Origin of the sequence: Micromonospora musae (genome assembly GCF_003626545.1) — a bacterium.
Lineage (GTDB): Bacteria > Actinomycetota > Actinomycetes > Mycobacteriales > Micromonosporaceae > Micromonospora > Micromonospora musae.
On sequence record NZ_RAZS01000005.1, the window covers coordinates 340301 to 359987 of the forward strand.

General features: G+C 71.3%; 23 protein-coding genes and 1 other RNA gene. 5 read left to right on the forward strand and 19 right to left on the reverse strand.

Translation table 11 applies throughout. The features are described 5' to 3' along the window. Window position 1 precedes the first annotated feature (1 nt). Both D7147_RS16235 and D7147_RS16240 read right to left on the reverse strand, forming a co-directional pair. Entirely contained in the window at window positions 2-751 is a 750-nt protein-coding gene (locus D7147_RS16235; RefSeq protein ID WP_199734188.1) for a histone, read from the reverse strand. An 82-nt stretch (window positions 752-833) separates the two neighbouring features. Next, complete coding sequence (locus tag D7147_RS16240; protein WP_120678932.1) at window positions 834-1037, reverse strand: hypothetical protein; 204 nt, start codon at window positions 1035-1037, stop codon at window positions 834-836. Between the two features lie 196 nt (window positions 1038-1233). On the opposite strand from D7147_RS16240, the gene D7147_RS16245 reads away from it, so the two are divergent. Further along, complete coding sequence (locus D7147_RS16245; protein ID WP_120678442.1) at window positions 1234-1725, forward strand: NUDIX hydrolase; 492 nt, start codon at window positions 1234-1236, stop codon at window positions 1723-1725. A 109-nt stretch (window positions 1726-1834) separates the two neighbouring features. Here the strand turns inward: D7147_RS16245 and D7147_RS16250 are convergent, their stop codons facing one another. Then, window positions 1835-2320, reverse strand: a complete 486-nt coding sequence (locus tag D7147_RS16250) for an FBP domain-containing protein (RefSeq protein WP_120678444.1) — start codon at window positions 2318-2320, stop codon at window positions 1835-1837. A gap of 60 nt (window positions 2321-2380) precedes the next feature. Between D7147_RS16250 and D7147_RS16255 the strand changes: the two genes are divergently transcribed. Next, window positions 2381-2950 carry a TetR/AcrR family transcriptional regulator gene (locus D7147_RS16255; protein WP_120678446.1) on the forward strand — a complete coding sequence of 190 codons (570 nt, stop codon included), beginning with the start codon at window positions 2381-2383 and terminating at the stop codon, window positions 2948-2950. A gap of 7 nt (window positions 2951-2957) precedes the next feature. Here the strand turns inward: D7147_RS16255 and D7147_RS16260 are convergent, their stop codons facing one another. Beyond that, window positions 2958-3164, reverse strand: a complete 207-nt coding sequence (locus tag D7147_RS16260) for a hypothetical protein (RefSeq protein WP_120678448.1) — start codon at window positions 3162-3164, stop codon at window positions 2958-2960. A 90-nt stretch (window positions 3165-3254) separates the two neighbouring features. Beyond that, window positions 3255-3593 carry a hypothetical protein gene (locus D7147_RS16265; protein WP_120678450.1) on the reverse strand — a complete coding sequence of 113 codons (339 nt, stop codon included), beginning with the start codon at window positions 3591-3593 and terminating at the stop codon, window positions 3255-3257. A 99-nt stretch (window positions 3594-3692) separates the two neighbouring features. Here D7147_RS16265 and D7147_RS16270 point away from each other — a divergent pair, with 99 nt between their 5' ends. Beyond that, window positions 3693-4184 carry a hypothetical protein gene (locus D7147_RS16270; RefSeq protein WP_147437401.1) on the forward strand — a complete coding sequence of 164 codons (492 nt, stop codon included), beginning with the start codon at window positions 3693-3695 and terminating at the stop codon, window positions 4182-4184. Window positions 4185-4316: 132 nt separating this feature from the next. Here the strand turns inward: D7147_RS16270 and D7147_RS16275 are convergent, their stop codons facing one another. The 4 genes from D7147_RS16275 to rnpB all read right to left on the reverse strand — a co-directional run bounded on the left by D7147_RS16275 (window position 4317) and on the right by rnpB (window position 7021). After that, window positions 4317-5114 (reverse strand): DUF4259 domain-containing protein, encoded by a 798-nt coding sequence (locus tag D7147_RS16275; RefSeq protein ID WP_147437402.1) that lies wholly within the window; start codon window positions 5112-5114, stop codon window positions 4317-4319. A 168-nt stretch (window positions 5115-5282) separates the two neighbouring features. Beyond that, the gene (locus D7147_RS16280) at window positions 5283-5564 is read right to left on the reverse strand and encodes a DUF7660 family protein (protein WP_120678456.1); all 282 of its coding nucleotides are present in this window, start codon (window positions 5562-5564) and stop codon (window positions 5283-5285) included. A 412-nt stretch (window positions 5565-5976) separates the two neighbouring features. Then, window positions 5977-6192 carry a hypothetical protein gene (locus D7147_RS16285; protein WP_233563166.1) on the reverse strand — a complete coding sequence of 72 codons (216 nt, stop codon included), beginning with the start codon at window positions 6190-6192 and terminating at the stop codon, window positions 5977-5979. Window positions 6193-6606: 414 nt separating this feature from the next. Beyond that, window positions 6607-7021: RNase P RNA component class A (rnpB, locus tag D7147_RS16290), an RNA gene on the reverse strand. A gap of 170 nt (window positions 7022-7191) precedes the next feature. Between rnpB and D7147_RS16295 the strand changes: the two genes are divergently transcribed. Beyond that, window positions 7192-7953 carry a sulfite exporter TauE/SafE family protein gene (locus tag D7147_RS16295; protein WP_120678461.1) on the forward strand — a complete coding sequence of 254 codons (762 nt, stop codon included), beginning with the start codon at window positions 7192-7194 and terminating at the stop codon, window positions 7951-7953. A gap of 179 nt (window positions 7954-8132) precedes the next feature. Here the strand turns inward: D7147_RS16295 and D7147_RS16300 are convergent, their stop codons facing one another. Then, entirely contained in the window at window positions 8133-9365 is a 1233-nt protein-coding gene (locus tag D7147_RS16300; RefSeq protein WP_120678463.1) for an MFS transporter, read from the reverse strand. 53 nt (window positions 9366-9418) lie between these two features. Here D7147_RS16300 and D7147_RS16305 point away from each other — a divergent pair, with 53 nt between their 5' ends. Continuing rightward, window positions 9419-9892 (forward strand): MarR family winged helix-turn-helix transcriptional regulator, encoded by a 474-nt coding sequence (locus D7147_RS16305; RefSeq protein WP_120678465.1) that lies wholly within the window; start codon window positions 9419-9421, stop codon window positions 9890-9892. A 69-nt stretch (window positions 9893-9961) separates the two neighbouring features. Here the strand turns inward: D7147_RS16305 and mctP are convergent, their stop codons facing one another. From mctP to D7147_RS16345, 9 genes are all read right to left on the reverse strand, one after another. After that, window positions 9962-11611, reverse strand: coding sequence for a monocarboxylate uptake permease MctP (gene mctP, locus D7147_RS16310; protein ID WP_120678467.1), 1650 nt, complete (start codon window positions 11609-11611; stop codon window positions 9962-9964). Then, window positions 11611-11853, reverse strand: a complete 243-nt coding sequence (locus D7147_RS16315) for a DUF3311 domain-containing protein (RefSeq protein ID WP_120678469.1) — start codon at window positions 11851-11853, stop codon at window positions 11611-11613. The genes mctP and D7147_RS16315 overlap by 1 nt, the downstream gene beginning before the upstream one ends. A gap of 239 nt (window positions 11854-12092) precedes the next feature. Beyond that, entirely contained in the window at window positions 12093-14549 is a 2457-nt protein-coding gene (locus D7147_RS16320) for a M14 family zinc carboxypeptidase (RefSeq protein WP_120678471.1), read from the reverse strand. Between the two features lie 114 nt (window positions 14550-14663). Next, window positions 14664-14894 (reverse strand): putative leader peptide, encoded by a 231-nt coding sequence (locus D7147_RS33695; RefSeq protein ID WP_407663353.1) that lies wholly within the window; start codon window positions 14892-14894, stop codon window positions 14664-14666. Continuing rightward, window positions 14828-16051 carry a bifunctional RNase H/acid phosphatase gene (locus D7147_RS16325; RefSeq protein ID WP_120678472.1) on the reverse strand — a complete coding sequence of 408 codons (1224 nt, stop codon included), beginning with the start codon at window positions 16049-16051 and terminating at the stop codon, window positions 14828-14830. The genes D7147_RS33695 and D7147_RS16325 overlap by 67 nt, the downstream gene beginning before the upstream one ends. 5 nt (window positions 16052-16056) lie before the next feature. Continuing rightward, the gene (locus tag D7147_RS16330) at window positions 16057-16794 is read right to left on the reverse strand and encodes a zinc ribbon domain-containing protein (RefSeq protein ID WP_120678474.1); all 738 of its coding nucleotides are present in this window, start codon (window positions 16792-16794) and stop codon (window positions 16057-16059) included. Continuing rightward, the gene (locus D7147_RS16335) at window positions 16791-17621 is read right to left on the reverse strand and encodes a Nif3-like dinuclear metal center hexameric protein (RefSeq protein ID WP_199716537.1); all 831 of its coding nucleotides are present in this window, start codon (window positions 17619-17621) and stop codon (window positions 16791-16793) included. The genes D7147_RS16330 and D7147_RS16335 overlap by 4 nt, the downstream gene beginning before the upstream one ends. A gap of 117 nt (window positions 17622-17738) precedes the next feature. Continuing rightward, complete coding sequence (locus tag D7147_RS16340; RefSeq protein ID WP_120678479.1) at window positions 17739-18311, reverse strand: flavoprotein; 573 nt, start codon at window positions 18309-18311, stop codon at window positions 17739-17741. A 16-nt stretch (window positions 18312-18327) separates the two neighbouring features. Continuing rightward, a complete protein-coding gene (locus D7147_RS16345) occupies window positions 18328-19557 on the reverse strand; it encodes a helix-turn-helix domain-containing protein (RefSeq protein ID WP_120678481.1) in 1230 nt (409 codons plus the stop codon). Window positions 19558-19687: the final 130 nt, after the last annotated feature.

The following is a 19687-nucleotide window of genomic DNA, read 5'->3' on the forward strand; positions in this document are numbered from 1 at the left end:
GTCAGCGGGCGGACTTGCGGGCCGCGACGGTGGTACCGCGCGCGGTGGTGGCGCGGGTGGTGGTCGGGGTGGCCTTGCGGGGCGCCGCCGTCCGGGCCGGAGCCTTCTTGGCCGCGGCCTTCCGCGCGACGCCCGCGGTGCTGACGGTCGCCTTGCGGGCCGGAGCCTTCTTCGCGGCGGTGCTGCGCGCGGCCGTGGGGCGGGTGGTGGCGGTAGTCCGCTTGGCCGGGGCCTTCTTCGCGGGAGCCTTCTTGGCGGGGGCCTTCTTCGCGGCGGTCTTCTTCGCCGCGCCCGTGGTCCTCTTCGCGGTGCTCGTGGTCTTCCGGGCGGTGCTCGTGGCGCTCTTGCGGGCCGCGGTCGTGGACTTGCGGGCGGCCGCCGTCGTCTTCTTCGCCGCTGCCGTGGTGGTGCGCTTGGCCGCGCCCGTGGTCTTCTTCGCCGCGCCGGCGGTCTTCTTGGCGGCCGTCGAGGCCTTGGCGGGTGCCTTCTTCGCCGTGCCGGTGGCCTTCCGGGTGGTCGTGGAGGCCTTCGCCGCGGCCTTCTTGGCGGGGGCCTTGGCGGCGGTGGTCTTCTTCGCCGGAGCGCGGCCCGCCCCGCCGGCCGCCTTCTTGGCCGGCGCCTTGGCGGCCGTCGCGGTGGTCCGGCGTGCGGGGGTGGTGCGGCTGGCGGTCGTGTTCCGCTCCGCCGCGGCGGTCTTCTTCGCGGTGGTACGTTTCGCGGCCGGTCGGGTGGCCTTCGGTGTTACGGCCATCTCGGTTCCCTCCTTGGGGACGTGCTCTCGCGTGTCTCCTCGCGGAGCACGGAGTACCTCGACGCGGGCCGTCCCGCGCCGTCTACCTGTCCTCCCCGGCCCAGCGGGCGTCCTCGGCCTCCCACGCTTCGTTACGCTCCTGCACCCGCTGCAGCGCGTTCTCCGCCTCGGTGGCCGAGGTGTACGGGCCGAGAACGTGCCTCGCCGGACACACGTCGGCATCGGTCTCGACCCGGTGGTGTCGGACGCACCAGTAGTAGTGCGTACCAAGTCCGCTGTCGCTCATGAGGCTCACTGTGCACCGCGAACCACCCGGCCGCCACCGGAACACCACAAGTCACCGACCGTATCCACAGTAGAGACGGATCAGCCGATTCGGGACGGAATCCGACAAAAAGACTACTCGCGGTGTGGTCCCCCGGCGATCCCGGGCACTCGTCGCCGGGGCGGGCCGGCGCGATCGGCGGGGGTAGGGTCGCCGGGTGGGCGTACCGGACTACATCCTGCGGATGCGTAAGCGCATCGGCCACGACCTGCTCTGGCTGCCGAGCGTCAGTGCGGTGGTCCGCAACGACGCCGACGAACTGCTGCTGGGCAAGCGCGCCGATGACGGCCGGTGGTCGGTGGTGAGCGGCATCGTCGAGCCGGGGGAACAACCGGCCTCCGCAGTCGTCCGGGAGGTACGCGAGGAGACCGGCCTGGCCGTCGAGCCGATCCGGCTCACCAGCGTGGTCTCCCACCCGCACACCTATCCGAACGGTGACCGCTGCGAGTACCTGAACCTCGGCTTCGAGTGCCGGCTGCTCGGCGGCACGGCCCGAGTCAACGACGACGAGTCCGAGGCCGTGGAGTGGTTCGCGCCCGACCGGCTGCCGAAGCTCGACGCGCACGCCCGGCTGGTCGTCGCGCAGGCGTTGGCCGGCGCGGAGCAGACCTTCTACCTGCCCGCCGGCACCGACTGGGACGACAACTAGTCCGACGATCGGTGTAGCGCCGACCCGACCTCAATGAAGTCGGGGCATCCCCATGACAGGACACCCCGACATACAAGAAACCGAGTCGATCACCGGTGCAGCCGACGGGTCAGCCGACAACCTTGGCCAGGAAGGCGGCGAGGTGGCTCGTGGTGCGCTCGACCTTCTCGGTCAACGTGATGGACTCGTCGATCCGCCGTCCGGCGTTCCGCTTGCCGCGTAGGTAGAGCGAGCAGGCCAGGTCGGTGCAGATGTACGCCCCGACGGAGTTGCCCTGCCGCCCCTCCCGTCCGGCCTTGCGCGCGGTCATCAGCGATACGCCGTCGCCGGTGTGCGTGGTCAGGCAGAGCGAGCACATGCTGCGCCGCACCCGCCCGGTCTGGGAAGCCACCCGCAGCGCCACGCCGACGAGTTCGCCTGCGGACTCGGCGACCAGGTAGGCCCGCTCCGGGGCCCCGGGATCTCGCCAGCCGAGGAAGTCGAGGTCGGACCACTGGCGCTCGGCCAGGTCGTTCGGCACCGCCAGGCGCGTGACCTCGCCCTTCGTGCAGTTCACGAAGGCGGCGCGGATGGCAGGCTCGGTGAGGGGTGTCATAGGAACTAGCCTAACACCATTAGGCAAACCATTAAGATCTCTAGGTGTAGAGTGCTGCCCATGACGCGTGCGGGACTGACAGCCGAGCGCCTGACCGTGGCGGCGGCGGAGCTGGCCGACGAGATCGGCTACGAGAACGTGACGGTCTCGGCGGTCGCGCGCCGGTTCGGCGTCAAGGACGCGAGCCTCTACTCGCACATCAGGAACGCGCAGGACCTCCGGGTCCGGGTGGCGCTGCTGGCCCTGTCGGAGCTGGCCGACCGGGTCGCCGCCGCGCTCGCCGGCCGCGCCGGCAAGGACGCGCTGGTGGCCTTCGCCAACGCCTACCGGGCGTACGCGAAGGAACATCCGGGCCGGTACGCCGCGATGCAGATCGACCTGGATCCGCAGACGGCGGCGGCGAGCGCCGGCCCCCGGCATGCCGAGATGACGCGGGCGATCCTGCGCGGCTACCAGCTCTCCGAACCCGACCAGACCGACGCCGTACGGATGATGCACAGCACCTTCCACGGGTACGTGAGCCTGGAACGCTCCGGCGGCTTCCGCCACACCCCGCGTGAGGTGGACGCGTCGTGGGCCAGGTCGCTGGACGCCCTCGACTCCGTCCTCAGGAACTGGCCCCCGCAGTGACCGACGGTCAGCCGTTGCCGGCCTGACCGCGCCGCCACACCTCACCCTGCACACCGTGCCGTTCGGCGGCATGCTGCTCCTGGATCGACGCGGCATCACGGGCGGCGGCCGTGTCCTCGGCCCCGGAGAGTCGCTTACGGTCCCGCCAGCCGACGAAGACGAACGCCGCGACCAACAGCACCACCAGTACGACGAGAACCACCACGAGCGTCATCCCATCGACGCTACGACATGCTTTCCAGCAGCCGGGCCGGATGGCCGGCGGGTCACGCGTAGGCCGCGTTCCGGCCCGGCTCCGGGCCGGCTAGGGCAGCTCGCCGTTCGACTTCATCTCGACGCCGACGGCTATCGCATCGAAATCGTCTTCCAGCGCCGAGATGTCATCGACGACCTCCCACCGAATCAGCGACCCGTGGGAGTCGATCTCAAACAGGACGCACTCGCCGGCACCGACGACCAGCACGCCGTACTGACTGTCGTCCTCACCGCTGACGAGGCCAGCCAGCAGAGTGTCGCCGGGAGGGAGATCCTTGGATGTCAGGACGTCGCGGAGATCAGAAAAGTCGCTGTCGTCTCGCATGAGGGACGTCAGCTTGGCAACTTCCAGGCGGAGTTCCCCGCTACTGATGAGACCACGCGTCATGTCAACTCCGTATGCCAGCGGCTGACCGGGTGGGGCGACGGGCCGATCGCGCTCGCCGGCGAGGCCCCACCCCCATCTGGCCGTCGATACGATGCGCATGTGACCCGAGCGATCCCAGTGACGCCCGTCAGCAAAATACTCCTTCTCGCGGGCGTCACGCTGATCTGCCTGACCGGCTGTGGTCTGGACTCGGAGGCGCAGGCGACGAAGGCGGCGACCGATGCGGTGCGATCTCGCGCGGCACTCGCGCAGGACACCGCTACCGCCGTGCTTGCCAGTCCGAAGCGCGCAGCTCAGACTACGGAACAGCGGCTCACCGCCCTGGCGACAGCTGCAAGCGCCGCCGACCGCCACGGGGTGGTATTCGGGCAGCGGGCCGGCCAGGACGGACGCCTTGAGGTGGACGTCGCCTATGACGAGGCCGGCCAAGGTGGTGGCTATGTCGCCGCCGAGGTCCACGTCCGGCTCTGCGTTCGACTGTCAGGGGTGGCGGACAAGGATCCGCACGTCGACATGGTCGACATCGCCTGCGATCCGGCATTGGACGAGCGACCGAATCGGCCCGACAAGATCGTCAAACTGCGCCCGTGAGTCGGTAGCCATCGCCGGGAGACCCGGAGTGAGGGGTTCGAATCCCCTCCCCGGCCTCGCGGTGCCGGTGGCACGAGCAGACCGGTGACGCGGCCACCCAGCCGCCGAGGTGAGTTGGGCTGGCGGCGGGCGTTACTGCTCGAACGTGGCGGGCGCGTCGGTAAGGTTGCGCTCCAGCTCGTGGGGCAACTGCTGCCAAGAGTCGTACGTCGAGGTACGGAAGTCGGGGTCGCCCGGGCGGGCGGTGGTGCGCCCGGCGCGCTGAAATCCGGCAGTGTCGTAGTCGATCCGCTTGAAGACTGCGACGCGCCAACTGGTGCTCGCCCAAGGGGGCAAGCGACTTCCGTCGAGCCGGAATGGCGTGCTGGATTTGTCGGCGAGGCTGTCGAGTTCCGGTTGGGGCGGCATACGGGTGCCGGTGAAATCGAGGGCGACGAGGACGGGGGCGACGGAGTGCCGCTCGTCATCGATGTGGGCCACCCGCAACAGCACCAGATTGCCGTTGACGGCGCGGTAGCTGAGAACATCGCCGGGTTGCAGGTCGGTGACGTGTCGGCTGGGAGGACGCACCTTCTCGCGCTGAGGCTGCGGGCCGGTCAGTTGTGCGCGTGCCTTGTCCAGCACGTCCCGGCGTTTAGCGGCGAGGCGAGGGGTCTCCGACCATCTGGCCAGGTCGGCCCCTTTGTCAATGGCGGCGACGGCACGCTCGCGAACCCTGGGGTCAAGGCGTCCGAGCTTGGATTGGGTGACAGCCAAGGCCAGCCAGACTGATGTGGCTTCGTCTGGGTCATCGAGCGCATCGGCATAGGCGTCGAGCATCCATTGCGTGGCCTCGTCGTCGTCCAGGCCGTCTTCGAGCATTTCGCGGTACTCATCGCGCACGTCACATGCCGTGTCGTCGGAGAACAGGCCAGGCCCCCAGGCGCCCATGGTCACTCCTATGCGTTCACGTGTCCGCGCCTGGACAACCTGCCACAGGTTCGGGATCGCCGACACCTCGGGCCTGATGTCGCCTGTCTAGCCCCACGACATGCTTGACGTTTCCGTCCCAACACATGCTTGGCGGTTGGTCTAGGAAGTGCGGGTCTTCCTGGTGGGTCATTCGTAGCCGCTGGCCATGACGAGGGCTTCGGCGAAGGTCTTCCAGGTGGGTTGGTCGGGGAGGGTTTCACCGCGGTTGGCGTGGAGGTGTGGGAGGGCGTCGAGGGTTGCTGACAGTGCGTCGAGGAAGCGTTCCAGCGTCGGGTTCTCCCAGTCCGCGGGGTGTTCGCGGAGGTCGTTGAGCATCTCGTCGACGACTCGTGCGAGGTCGGCAAGGGAGTTGACTTGGTCGAGGTCGGTGACCTCGGCGAATCGGCCCGTGTCGTAGGGGTTGCTCATCAAAGCATCGGCCTTCCTGTTCTGCTTATTAATGCTCGCGGGGTCGGTGGGCTTTGATCCGGTGACGGGGTGTCGTTGGTGCGGCGGACGGCGCTAAGGGCCGTTGTCGCACTCGATGACCAGCTCGGTATCCGAGTTACAGCTGCGCCGATACCGACATGACGCGAACAAGCTAGGAGTCAGCCTGGCCTGTCTCTGGGCCGCTTGGGCCGTTCAGCGCCGGCCGAGCTTGGGGGCACAAGACACCAAGGATGGGTCTCTGCTGCCGAATTTCTCTGTTTTGGATCAAGGCACCGCGCTCCGCACGGTGCGGGGCGGCAAGCCCGGCCGGCGGCAAGCCGCCCCGGCCGCCTACGGCGCCGGGGCGGTGAGCCACCGACAGCCGCCGGGACACCGCCCCCACAGTCGGATCTCAGCCCAGCGCGAGTTCGTCCGGGAAGCGCTCATGAAGCGCGGCAACCGCATGCCGCAAGCAGTAGTCGAGGCTGTGACCGTCGACCCTGATCGAAGCGCCTTCAAGCCGCTGACCCGAGATCACCACCGTCCAGGGCTTGCGCTCCCGCTCTCCGTCAATCTTGACCAGCCCAACCAGACCCATCTCCCCCAGGTGCTCCAGCAGCTCCGGCACGCACTCGTCCCACCTCATCCACGAATGGGACCACCAAGACCGCTACGGAAGCCAGCGAGTCGGCCTGGTCGTGCGTCAGGGCTTCCGGCTGCCGCGCCAGTCCAACCCCGGGACTGGCTTGCCACCGAGTCACCGGGTCGCGGCGGCAGCTCCACCGCCAAGACTTGCCCGCCCCTCCCCCACGGCCGCCGGTCGACTTCCGGGACCATCGAACGCCGGCCGAGAGAGGGCCACGACGACGCAGCGGCCGGATTGAAGCCGAGGCCAACTGAGCCAGCACTCAGGCCGTCTCCAGGCCGTCCCAAGCCGTGGCCAAGCCGTCAAACGCCACCCAACGATGACCAAGGTCGACCAACGGCACCAGACAAAGAACCACGCTCAGAGCCTTGGCCAGGTCTCTGAGCTGGTGGGCGACGGACGAGTCGACCTGTACGCCGGATTTTGTGCGCGGCGCGCGCCCGGAGGCTCGCGCCGGCGGCGGCCATCCATCTCGGCCTACCGTCGCCGGCAGGCTCCAGCGGCCTACCCGCAGACATCGGGCGGGCAGCCCTCGAGCGTCTGCGCGGGGTCGTCATCTTGCGGTGACGGCCCTTACTTGGCCTTGCTCCGGGTGGGGTTTACCGAGCCACCCCGGTCACCCGGGGTGCTGGTGGGCTCTTACCCCACCGTTTCACCCTTACCGTCCCCGATGGGGCCGGCGGTCTGTTTTCTGTGGCACTGTCCCGCGGGTCACCCCGGGTTGCCGTTAGCAACCACCCTGCCCTGTGGAGTCCGGACGTTCCTCGGCGGCGGGCTCGAGGCCCGCCGACGCGACCGCCCGGTCGACTCGTCCGTCGCGCTGTTCATCCTAACGACGCCGGGCGGCCGACTATTGCCGGCCCGCCACGGCAAGATCCTGGACGTCAAACCCGGTATGAGACAGATGGGGCAACCGGTCACGGCGACCGGTGCGCTGCCCGCCGCTCGGGCCGGATGGGCGGGGACTAGCCTCGGGGGACCATGGACCTCTCCCACGCCGTGCTGCTGCTCGCCGCCGGCCTCGCCGCGGGCACGGTCAACGCGGTGGCCGGTGGTGGTTCCCTCATCACCTTCCCCGCGATGATCGCGATCGGGCTCCCCCCGGTGCCGGCCAACGTCAGCAACTCGGTGGCGGTCTTTCCTGGGTACGTGGCGAGCGTCGCCGGGAGCCGCATGGACCTTCCGCCCGCGCGCACCCTGGCCACGCTGCTGCCCACCGCCGTGCTCGGCACGATCGCCGGTTCGCTGGTGCTGCTCGCGACCCCGGCCCGCGCCTTCGAGGTGGTCGTGCCGTTCCTGGTGCTCGGCGCGACCGCGGTGCTGGCGTTCCAGGATCCGCTGCGCCGGCTGGTCGGCCATCCGCGGGACCTGTCGCCGCGCCGCCGTACCGTCACGGTGCAGAGCATCGTCGCGCTCGGCTCGGTGTACGGCGGCTACTTCGGCGCGGCGCTCGGGGTGATGCTGGTGGCGGGCCTGGCCCTGGTGCTGGACGCCACGCTGGCCCGGGTCAGTGCGATCAAGAATCTGCTCTCCGCGGTGGTGGGGCTGACCACGTTGGTGGTCTTCGCGCTCTTCGGGCCGGTCAACTGGGCGGCCGTGGCGGTGGTCGCGCCGGCCACCCTGGTCGGCGGGTACGTCGGTGCGCGGCTGGTGCGTCGGCTGCCCCCGGTGGTGCTGAAGACCGTGATCGTGCTCTTCGGCTCGGTGATCGGCCTGTTCCTGCTCTGGCGCGCCCTCGGCTGACGCCCACCCGCTCCCGAGGGCGGGACCGGGGCACAAGATCCGGACAGATTCCCTGAAAGTGTTGCCTCAACGCGCTCCGAGGCAGCACTTTCCGTGAAAGTGCTGCCTCGGGGGCGCCGAGGCGCGCCGCCCCGCCGCAAGGGTGGTGCGGCGGGGCGGCGCGGGCGGGGGACGGTGGGTCAGTACGCCTCGCCGACCGGCTCCTCCGGCGCGCCCTCCGCGCCCGCGGCGGCCCGGTTCCAGCGGGACCAGAGCACCCGCTCGCCGTAGCCGGCGGCCATCAGGTGGGCGGTGCCGAGGTAGACCAGCACACCGACGGCGAGCACCGCGAAGCCGACCCAGTACGGCAGGCCGAGCGAGTGCTCGGCGAGCTTGCCCGAGATGATCGGCGCGGGTGCGGCGGCGCCCCAGCGGACCAGGTTGAACGCCCCGGTGGCGACCCGGCGGTCGGCCGAGCCGAGGCCGAGGGCGAGGTCGGTGAGGTTGGCGTTGGCCAGGCCCATGCAGAGTCCGGAGAGGACCAGCACGACCAAGGACTCGGTGGTGCTGGTCGAGGTGGCGAAGAGCACCATGCAGGCGAGCAGCCCGACGATGGCGACGCCGATTGTCTGCACCGCGCCGATCCGGTGGGCGAGTCGATGCCCGATCAGCAGGATGCCGGCGGCCAGGCCGAGGCCCCAGCCGGTGAAGGCCAGCCCGAGCGGTACGACGTCGAGGCCGAGGAAGAGCGGCGTGTAGCCGAGGACCACGAAGAAGACGAAGTTGTACGCCGCGGTGATCAGGCAGAGCGCGATGAACGCAGGCCGCCGGTAGGTGCCGAAGATCTGTCCGACCCGGACGGGAGCCTGCCGGTTGGCGGGCTCGCGCAGCTTGCGGGCGGCCACGGCGAGGGCGAGCACCATGAACACGCCGCAGACGAAGAACGGCAGCCGCCAGCTGATCTTGCCCAGCAGGCCGCCGATCAGGGGGCCGACGGCGAAGCCGAGGCCGAGGGCGGTCTCGAAGAGTCCGACGACCCACTCCCGGTCGACGGCGAGGTTGACCAGTACCACCATGGCGGTGGCGAAGAACATGGCGTTGCCCAGGCCCCAGGCGCCACGCAGCACGCTCAGCTGGACGATGTTGTCGCTGGCCGACGCGAGGATGGCGGCTATCCCGACGACGGAGACACCGGCGATCAGCACCGGTTTGAAGCCGAAGCGGCCGCTGGCCAGGGTGGCCGGGATCATGCCCACCGCCATGACCGCGATGTACGCGGTGAAGAGCAGTTCGACCTGCCAGGCGGTGACCCCGATCGCCTCCCCGATGGCCGGCAGGATCGGGTCCACCACGGCGATGCCGGCGATCGCGAGGAAGGCCACCAGCGTGGTGGCGTAGATGGCACTGCGGTTCGGTTCGGCGCGCCGATCCACTCCGCCTCCCAGATAGCTGTATCTTACAGATATTTATCCTGTATCATACAGCTATGAATGCGGACCTCTCCACGGGCGCCGACGACGACGAGGTCACCCTCGGCCGGATCGAGACCGAGGTGGCGATGCTGATGCGGCTCGGCGAGGCCACCCGGCGGCGCACCGGTGCGGAGCACCGGGTGCTCGACCGCGCGGCGTACGTCATCCTGCGGCACCTCGCCGACGCCGGGCAGCAGAACGTCTCCGCGCTCGCCGCCCGACTCAACCTGGACGGCTCGACGGTGACCCGGCAGGTCTCGGCCATGCAGCGCGACGGCCTGATCGTCCGCGAACCCGACCCGCGTGACGGGCGGGGCATGGTGGTCTCCCCCACCCCCGCCGGCCTGCAACGGATGGCGGCGGTGCAGGCGGCCCGCACCCGGCTCTACGGCGACATCCTGGCCGGCTGGGCGCCGGAGGATCGGGACACCCTCGCCGACATGCTGCACCGGCTCAACGAGGCCCTGGAACACCGCCCCCACCGCTGAGCCGAGGCGCCCGCGCCGTGACACGGAGGGCCCTCGGTCGACGCCGAGCGCCGGCCGAGGGCCCTCCTCTCATGCGACCGGTTCGGGAGCGGCGTCCGCGCCGGCGCGGTCACCGGGGGTGACCCGCGGATCGCCCTCGTCGGCGAAGTAGTCCTCCTGCGCCGTGCCGTCGACACCCTCGGCCACCTTGGCGGCCCGCAGCGCCAGCGTCACCACTGCCGCGACCAGCAGGTTGGCCAGCACGGCGACGATTCCGACGTAGATGGTCTTCTGGGTGTCGAAGCCGAACTTCTCCAGCGGGAACGCCGAGCCGGCGAAGTGCTTCCGGGTCGGGCTGGAGATCTGGTAGAGCATCCACATGCCGAGGCCCATGCCGGCCACCCAGCCCGCGACCAGGCCGCCCCGGTGGAACCAGCGGGTGTAGATGCCCAGCGCCACCGCCGGCAGCGTCTGCAGGATGATCACGCCGCCGATGAGCTGGAGATCGATGGAGAACTGCGGGTCGAGGAAGACGATGCAGGCCACCGCGCCGATCTTGACCACCAGCGAGGTGATCTTCGAGACGTTCGCCTCCTGCGCCGCGGTAGCGTCCCGCCGCAGGTACTCCTTGTAGATGTTGCGGGTGAAGAGGTTCGCCGCCGCGATCGACATGATCGCCGCCGGCACCAGCGCGCCGATGCCGATGGCCGCGTACGCGATGCCGGTGAACCAGCTCGGGAACTGCTGGTCGAAGAGGAGCGGCACGACCGTGTTGCTGTCCACCGTGCCCTCCGACGCCCCGGGCAGCGGCGTCACGTCGGCTGCGATGGCCATGTAGCCGAGCAGCGCGATCAGACCGAGCAGCAGGCTGTACGCGGGCAGCGCGGACATGTTCCGCTTGATGACGTCCCGGTTCCGGCTCGCCAGCACGCCGGTGAGGCTGTGCGGGTAGAGGAAGAGCGCGAGCGCCGAACCGAACGCCAACGTCACGTACTGGAGCTGGTTGTTGGCGTTGAGCAGCACGCCGTCACCGGGAGCGGGTGACGCGTCGAACTTCGCGTCCGCGGCGGCGAAGATGTCGCCCCAGCCGCCGAGCTTGTACGGCAGGTAGATGATCGCGACCAGGATCACGATGTAGATCAGCGAGTCCTTGACGAACGCGATCAGCGCCGGCGCGCGCAGCCCCGACTGGTAGGTGTAGGCGGCGAGGATGGCGAACGCCACGATGATCGGCAGGTGCCGGGCGAGGGTGCTCTCCCCCGTCACGCCCATGGCCTTGAGCACCGCCTCGATGCCGACCAGCTGCAACGCGATGTACGGCATGGTGGCCACGATGCCGGTGATCGCGATGACCAGCGCCAGCACCGGCGAGTCGAACCGGCTGCGGACGAAGTCGGCCGGGGTGACGAAGCCGTGCCGGTGCGAGACCGACCAGAGGCGGGCCAGCACCAGGAAGACCAACGGGTAGATCACGATGGTGTACGGCACCGCGAAGAAGCCCATCGCGCCGGCCCCGAAGACCAGCGCCGGCACCGCGACGAAGGTGTACGCGGTGTAGAGGTCACCGCCGACGAGGAACCAGGTGATCCAGCCGCCGAAGTTCCGCCCGCCCAGCCCCCACTCGTCGAGGTGGGCCATGTCCTTCGGCGCCCGCCACCGGGCGGCCACGAAGCCCATGCCGCTGACCAGCAGGAAGAGCAGGGAGAAGATGATGATCTCGGTGAGGTGGTCGCGCCACATCAGCGATCACCCCGCTTCTTGGTGAGCTGGTAGACCACGGTGGTGGTGGTCACGCCGAGGATGATGTAGGCGAGTTGCAGCCAGTAGAAGCGGGGGAAGCCGAAGAGGCGCGGCGAGTCCCCGTTGAAGAACGCCGGGACCAGCGGCACCACGATCGGGATGAAGAGCAACCAGTTCCAGGGGCTTTTGTCCTTCGCCCTGGTCGACGCCGTCGGCGGCGCCTCCGGGTCCGGTGCAGCCATGTGACAGACCTCCGGGAAGTCGTAGCACGCGTTGTAACGGCCGGAGGCTACGACCGTGTGACTGCCGTCACGCGACCCGTCCGGGAGGTGCTGCGCCGAACGGCGGGCGGGCTGCGCCGAACGGCGCACGGGGGCGGACCACCGCCGCACCGGCGTCCCCGGTGGACGCTCGCGCCGACCCGGACGGGCCCGGGCGCCCTTCGGCACCCGGGCCCGCCCCAGGGCTCAGCGGATGGAGGTCACCGCCGCGCCGCCCAGAGCAGGGCGCGACCGAGCTGCGCCTGCAGACCCTTCGGGTGCAGGCGGAACGTCGGGTCGGTGCCGAAGAGCACCACGCCGTTGCCCCCGGCGGAGACCCCGCGGACGATGCTGGCCCGGTCGGCCGCCGCCGACTGGCCGCCGGCCCCCTCGGTCGCCCACCAGCCGGAGAGCAGCGGGTCCGCGGCGTACGACTGCTCGACGGTCACTCCGGCACCCAGGCCGGTGAACCAGACCGGTTGGCTGATGAAGGAGTGCTCGGCCGCGCCGGAGCTGACCGGACCACCGGCGTTGACCACGTTGGCCACCCCGCTCGCCAGGCTCGGGCCGGCCGTCGCGGTCACCGTGAGCAGACCGGCGGCGTTGCTGAAGCCCGCCCCGGGCGTACCCACACCGACGACACCGCCGCCGCGGGCCAGGAAGGCGTCGAGCGCGGCCCGGTTCTCCGGCGTCAGGTTCGCCAGGTTGACGCTGCCGGCGACCACGAGCACGTCGACGTCCGCGGTGAGGGTGGTGCCGAGCGTGCTCGCGGTCAGCGCACGGGCCGGGAAGCCGAGCTCGGCCAGCGTGTCCCGCTCCTCGACGGTGCCGAGGTAGCCGACCACGACCTCGTCGAGCCGGATCCCCCGCCAGTGCTTCGGCGCCCGCTCGAAGGTCACGCCGTGCGCCTGGACCTCGGCGCTGGCCAGCCTCCGGTTCCCCGGCGTGCCGGGTACGACCACCGACCCGTCGACGAGCCGGTGCACCGCGACCCCCTTACCCAGCAGCGAGTTGACCACGAGCAGGTCGGCCGCGTCGCGCAGGTCGAGGCGCAGGTCCCCGTTGCCGGGCGGCAGATACCCCTCGGCCACCCCGTCGTACGTCCGCTCCAGGCGCACGTCGGGCAGCTCGTCCCAGAGGGTGTCCACGGTGGCGCCCCAGGTCAGCCCCTGGCTCCAGGCGGCCGGGCCGGCGTAGAGGTCGTCCACCCGGTCGGTGATGTCGGCGCCCGGCTCCAGCAGCGAGTTGACCAGGCCGCGCTTGGGCTGGTGCAGGTCGATGACGTACGAGCCCGCCTCGTAGCGCCGGCCCTCCGCGGTGAACGACTTCTTCGCCCGCCACACCCGGCCACCGCTGCCGATCAGCAGGTCGACGAGGCGGGCGGCGGCCGGTTCGGAGCGCTGCCCGGCGCCGCCGGGAATGACGTACGCGCGGGGGAAGGTGGTGCGGTAGTCGTCCTCCGGACCCCACCCCGGCACGTACCCGTCCGGGAGTTCCCGCAGCGGTTCACCCGCCCAGCCACGCCGGTAGACCTCGGCCTGGTCGTGCAGCACCTGCGCCCGGTGCTCCTGGATGTACCGCAGCGACGTGCGGATCGCCACCTCGTGGACGTCGGTGTTGATGCCCGAGCGGCGGACCCGCTCGGCGGGCGTGAGGTCGCTGCCGCGCGGGTTCAGCGGCGCCTCGATCGTGTAGGGGATGCTGCTCTGCAACATCGCGAACGACGGCACGTAGATCGGCGGGAAGTCGTCCCACACCCCCGGCTCGTCGTCGCGGAACGGGATGCGGGCCCGCTGGGTCTCGGCGTACCCGAGCTCACGCAGACCCTGCTCGATCGCGAGGGCGTTCGGCAGGCCGTGCTTGATGTACAGGTCGTACTCGTTGTTCACGTTGTGCGGCGGGGTGCTGGGGTGCAGCAGCGTCGGGTTGACGTAGCCGTGCAGGTCGAGGGTGATGATCGGCTTGGTGTCCACGATCAGCTCGCGGATCAGGTTCGTCTCCGGCTGCGACACGATCGTCAGGTCGCGGTTCAGGTCGTACCCGGCGGCGTTGGGCCGGGTGCCGGCCACCCGGCCGTCCGGATTGGAGGTGATGTTGAAGACCAGCCGGTTGCGCTCCAGCAGCCGGGTCGTCTCGGCGCTGGTGTCGGTCGCCAACTGCTCGATCACCCGCAGCGCCGCGTCGGTGCCCTCCCACTCGTTGCCGTGGATGTTGGCGTTGACGAAGAGCGGGGTCTTGTAGCCGGCCAGCAGCGCCCGGTCCCGCTGGGCTCGGCTCGGCTCGTCCTCGATGCGACGCTTCCAGAGCTCCTGCTGCCGGGCCTCGGCGCGGCTCTCCGGCGCGGTCACCGTGACCGCGTACAGGTCGTAGCCGCCGGCGGAGCGCCCGGCGACCCGGGCGGAGACCCGGCGGCTGGCGGCCTGGAGGGCGTTGAGCTTCGGCGCGATGTCGTCGTAGGGGATGACGCCGATCGGGATGGAGGCGTCCGCCGGGTTGTCGGGCCAGACCCGCAGGACGTTCTGCTGGGGATAGCCCCGGATGTCGGAGAGGTCGGGGGCGGCCGGTGGCACCGTCGGCAGCGCCGACGCGGCGGCCGGGGCGGTCAACGCCGCCGTCGAGAGGACCGCGCTGGCCACCGCGGTGGCGGCGAGTCGGGGTACGAGTCTACGAACCGACAAGGACAGGTCTCCTGTCGTGCGGAGGGGGTGCGCGCAGGCGGACGCACCGCAGGGCCGGAGACCTGCGGAGTCGGGATATCGCCAGCAGCGTGCGAGGAAGGGTGGAACCCGGCGTCAGAGGGAGCGTCGACAGGCAGCGCTGGCGACGCGCAGGAGGTCGATGTGACCCCGCTTCGTCAGGTGAACGCTTCGCACGTAACAGATCTTCGATGTCTCACGCCGCGCTGTCAACAGGTACACGGAACGTGCACTGTGGCGCGGAACACCACCGGCCGCGTTCAGGCGATCGCGCTCAGGTGGGCGGTCTCGTTGACCAGCCGGACCGCCACCCCGCCGTCCGGCCACAAATCCACCACCGAGACGCCGGCCGCGTCGAGGTAGAGCCGGTGCAGGAAGGCGTCACCGGCGGCGAGGGCGTCGCGCAGCATCAGCTTGATCGGCGAGACGTGCGAGACCACCACCACGGTCTCCCGGGGGTACGCCGCGCAGAGCGCCGCCACCGCCCGGCCGGCCCGCTCGGCGACCTGGACGAAGGACTCCCCGTCCGGCGGCGCGACGGCGGTCGAGGCGAGCCAGGCGTCCAGCTCCCCCGGCCAACCCGCGCGCACCTCGGCGAAGGTCCGCCCCTCCCAGGCGCCGAAGTCGCACTCGATGAGGTCGTCCTCGCGGCGCACCGGCACGCCGCCGAGCGCCTCGGAGATCGCCGCCGCCGTCGAAGTACACCGGGACAGGGGTGAGCTGACCACGGCCACCGCGCCCGGTGCCAGCGCGGCCACCCGGGCCGCCGTGGCCCGGATCTGCTCGCGCCCCCGGGCGGAGAGCGCGACGTCGCCGCGACCGGAGTAGCGGCCCTGCTCGGTGTACTCGGTCTCGCCGTGCCGCACCAGCACCAGCCGGGTCGCCGTGAGGCTGGGCCGGGGCTCCCAGGAGGCGGGCGCGGTGCTCGCGTCGCCGCCGGTGACCCGCGCGTCGGCGGCGCTGGCGGCGACCTCACCCGCCCGGTCCCGCAGCGCCGGATCGGGGCCCGCCACCTCGCGCGGCGGCTCGACGATCCGGGGTGGCTCGACGGCCGCGCGGGCCGGTACGCCGGCGGCGGCGGCGTCCATCGCCGCGTTCGCCAAGGCGTCGGCGTGCCGATTACGTTCCCGCGGCACCCAGCTGAACCGGACCGCGGCGAACCGGGCCACCAGCTCGGCGGCCTGCGCGGCGAGCGGGCGGAGGCCGACGTTCTTGATCTGCCAGCGACCGGACATCTGCTCGACCACGAGCTTCGAGTCCATCCGGGCGTCGACCTCGGTGGCGCCCAGCTCGGCGGCGGCCTCCAAGCCGGCGATCAGACCGCGGTACTCGGCCACGTTGTTGGTGGCCACCCCGATCGACTCGGACCGCTCGGCGAGCACCTCACCGGTCTGCGGATCGCGGACCACCGCGCCGTAACCGGCCGGGCCGGGGTTGCCCCGGGACCCGCCGTCCGCCTCGATCAGCACCACCCGTCCGGTCATCGCCGTTACAGACCCGACTCGTTGGTGCGCACCATGATCCGGCGGCACTCCTCGCAGCGGACCACGTCGTCCGGGGCCGACTTGCGGATGCGCGCCAGGTCCGCGCCGGAGAGCTCCAGCCGGCAGCCGCCGCAGCGCCCGGCGGTGAGCAGCGCGGCGCCGAGGCCGGTCTCCTCGCGGATACGCTCGTAGAGGGTGACCAGGTCCGACGGGAGGTCGTCGGCGAGCGGCTGGCGGGCGCCGCGCTTGAACTCCTCCTCCTTGGCGATCTCGGCGAGGCTCTCGTCGCGGCGCTGCTCGGTGGCCGAGCGCTTGTCCCGGGACCCGGCCAGCCGCTGCTCCACCCCGTCGAGGGCGCCCTGGGCGGTCTCCCGCTGTTCCATCAGCTCGAGCTCGGAGTCCTCCAGGTCGCTCTGGCGCCGGTTCAACGAGACCAGCTCGTGCTGCAGCGCCTCCAGCTCACGGGCCGGGCCGCTGCCGGCGGCGAGCCGCGCCTCGTCCTTCTCCTTGCGGGCCCGGACCTGCTCGACGTCCTTCTCCACCCGGGCGATGTCCCGGTCCAGGTCGTCGACGGCCACCTGGGCGCGTACCCGCTCGTCCTCCAGCGCGGACAGCTCCCGGGCGAGCGCCTCCAGCTCGGCCCGCTCCGGCAGCGCGCGGCGGCGGTGGGCGAGCTGGGCGAGGGCGGTGTCGATCGCCTGGAGGTCGAGCAGGCGGCGTTGGACCTTCGGGTCAGCCTTCACGGTCGGGGCTCCTTGTCGTCCACGGCGGGGGTGGAAGCATGCACGGTCCAGGGGTCGGTGTCCAGGTCGGACACCAGCGTCTCGACGCCCGTCGTCTCCCGCAGGAGCGCCGCCAGGTCGTCGAGCCAGGGTCGCTCGGTCGCCCAGTGGGCGGCGTCGAGCAGCGCGGCCCCGTCGGCGGCGAGGTGCTCGCCGGCCGGGTGGTGTCGCAGGTCGGCGGTGAGCAGGGCGTCCGCCCCGGCTGCGGTCGCGTCGCCGAGGAAGGCGTCGCCGGAGCCACCGCTGACCGCGAGCGTACGCACCGTCCGGCCCGGGTCGCCAGCCGCGCGTACCCCCCAGGATGTGGCGGGGAGCACCGCGGCGGCGTGCCGGGTCAGCTCGGCGAGCGTCATCGGGCTGGGCAGCTCACCCACCCGGCCGAATCCCCGACCCGGCCCGTACGCGGGCGAGCCGGGCGCGGCCGGGCGGAGCGGACGCAGACCGGTGAGCCCGAACCGGGCGGCGAGGGCGTCGGAGACCCCGGGGGCGGCCACGTCGGCGTTCGTGTGCGCCACGTAGAGCGCCACCCCGGCCCGGATCAGCTGGTGGACGATCCGCCCCTTGTACGTCGTCGGCGCGACCGACGAGACTCCGCGCAGCAGCAGCGGATGGTGGGCGACGATCATGTCGACGGCGGCGTCGAGCGCCTCGGCGACCGTCTCGGGGACCACGTCCACCACGCAGAGCACCCGACGAACGGGGGCGGACGGCTCACCGAGCACCAGGCCGACCCGGTCCCACTCCTCGGCCCAGACCGGCGGGTAGCGCCGCTCCAGCTCGGCGACCACGTCGGTCACCGTCGGCCCTGCTCCGGTTGTGCTCACGGCGCGCCAGCTTACCGGCGCGGGCCCTGCCCGACCGCCTCCCCCGCCGAACGAGCTGCGCAGCGCCACCCGACCGGCGGGTCAGACCACCGGGCAGAGCCGGTCGCGGAGCGCGGTGAGCCCGACCTCCCACGGGAAGGCGTGCAGGTGCCGCTCCCCGGTGCCCGGCGCGTGCAGCGGGAAGACGTCGTCGCCGAAACGCACGGTCACGCCCCACTCGTCCAGCCGGGCGAGACCGGCCCGGAACGCCGGGTGGGCGGCCATCGCCGCGTTGGTGAACGGTACGGCCACGATCGGCTTGCCGAGCCCCTGTGCCTCCACCAGCAGCCCCAGCGCGAGGGTGTCCGTGATCCCGGCCGCCCACTTGTTGACCGTGTTGACCGTCGCCGGACAGACGATCATCGCGTCGGCGGGCGGCAGCAGGTCCGGATCGCTGGGTTGCTTGTAGTGGGAACGGACCGGATGTCCGGTCTGGCGGGCCAGGGCGGGCCGGTCGACGAACTTCGCGCCGTCCGGCGTGGTGATCACACAGACGTCCCAGCCGTCCTGTTGGGCCAGGCTCACCAGCCGGCCGACGTTGCGGGCGAGCGGCGAACCGCAGGCGATGACGTAGAGCACCTCACGGCGCTCGTTGACGAGTTGCGGGCCGGCCATCAGGCCGACTCCGCGCTCATACTCCTACTCCCATGTGCTCAGCCAACTCCGCAATCGGAGAAGGCGGCGCACCACGTGTGCGACGGAGGATGTCGGACATCACCTCGTGCGCGATCGGCCGGCAGCGGATCTCCGACGGCGCGAGCCGGTCGCCGCGCAGCAGCATCTCCCCGGCGTTGGCGACGTCGCCCATCTGGGCGTAGCCGCGGGCGATGTCGAGCAGGTGGTGCGCCCGCCGCTCGGGCAGCAGCGCGTTGAACGGCGGCTCCTTGATGCGCAGCTGGTGCACCTCCACGGCCCGGCCCCCGTCGCCCAGCTCGACGGCGGCGGCCGCCCGGTGCAGCTCGAGGTTGGTCGGGCCGAACGACGTCCAGTAGTGGTTCTGGTCGCTGCCGAGCAGGACGGCCGCCTCCTCGGCACCGCTGATCAGGTCGCCGACGGTGGCCGAGTCACCGATCCGGGCGGCCGCCATCGCACCCTGGAGCAGGAGCAGGCCGTAGACGCTGAGCCGTTCCGGGGAGGCGTCGTTGGCGCCGCCCGGCGCGAGCCGGTTGGCGATGGTGACGTTGAGCTCCAGCGCCGGCCGGGGGCGGCCCATGGCGACCAGGGCGTTGCAGACCCGGGTGGTGGCGATGCCGGCCAGCAGCTGGTCGTCGGCCCGTTGGGCGACCGCCATCGACCGGTCCGCGGCGAGCCAGGCCAGGTCGCACTCGCCGAGCTTGCGCAGCACCGAGGAGGCGATCTGGTAGACCTGCCCGAGCAGGTGGGCCGCCTCGCGGCCGTCGTCGCCGCTGCAGCCGGCGTCCGCCGCCTGGGCGTCGCGCAGCAGCTTCGGCAGCGCGCGGGTGAGCATCCCGTAGCGGCCGTACTGGTAGGTGAGCCAGGCGTGGTTGACGGCCTTGCGCATGTCGGCCAGCGGTGGCGGGTACGGCGCGGCGTCGAAGTAGGCGCTCATCGAGTCGTACCGTTCGAGGGCCGCCCGGATCTCCTCGACCTCGACCTGGTCGATGCAGTTGAGCGCGTCGGTACGCCGCTCCGGGTCCTTGCCCAGCAGCAGCTGCACGTCGACCTGGAGGATGTCGGCGATCTCGTAGAGGACGGAGAACTTGTCGAGCCGGCGGACGCCGCGTTCGACCTTGTCCACCCAGCTCTTCGACTTGCCCAACCGGTCGGCGAAGACCTGCTGGGACATCTTGCGCCGTCCTCGCCAGTAGGCCACCCGACGACCTATGGGTAGGTCCTCCATCTCCGATCCCTCCCCTGTACGGCGTGGTCGCCGCTTGGTGCCGGGCGGCGGAGGCGCGGGGGGCGTTCCGCCTTCTTCAGGTTTTCCCTGGTCGCACAGCCAGTGCGTCAGCCGTACAGCCAGTCCTCGT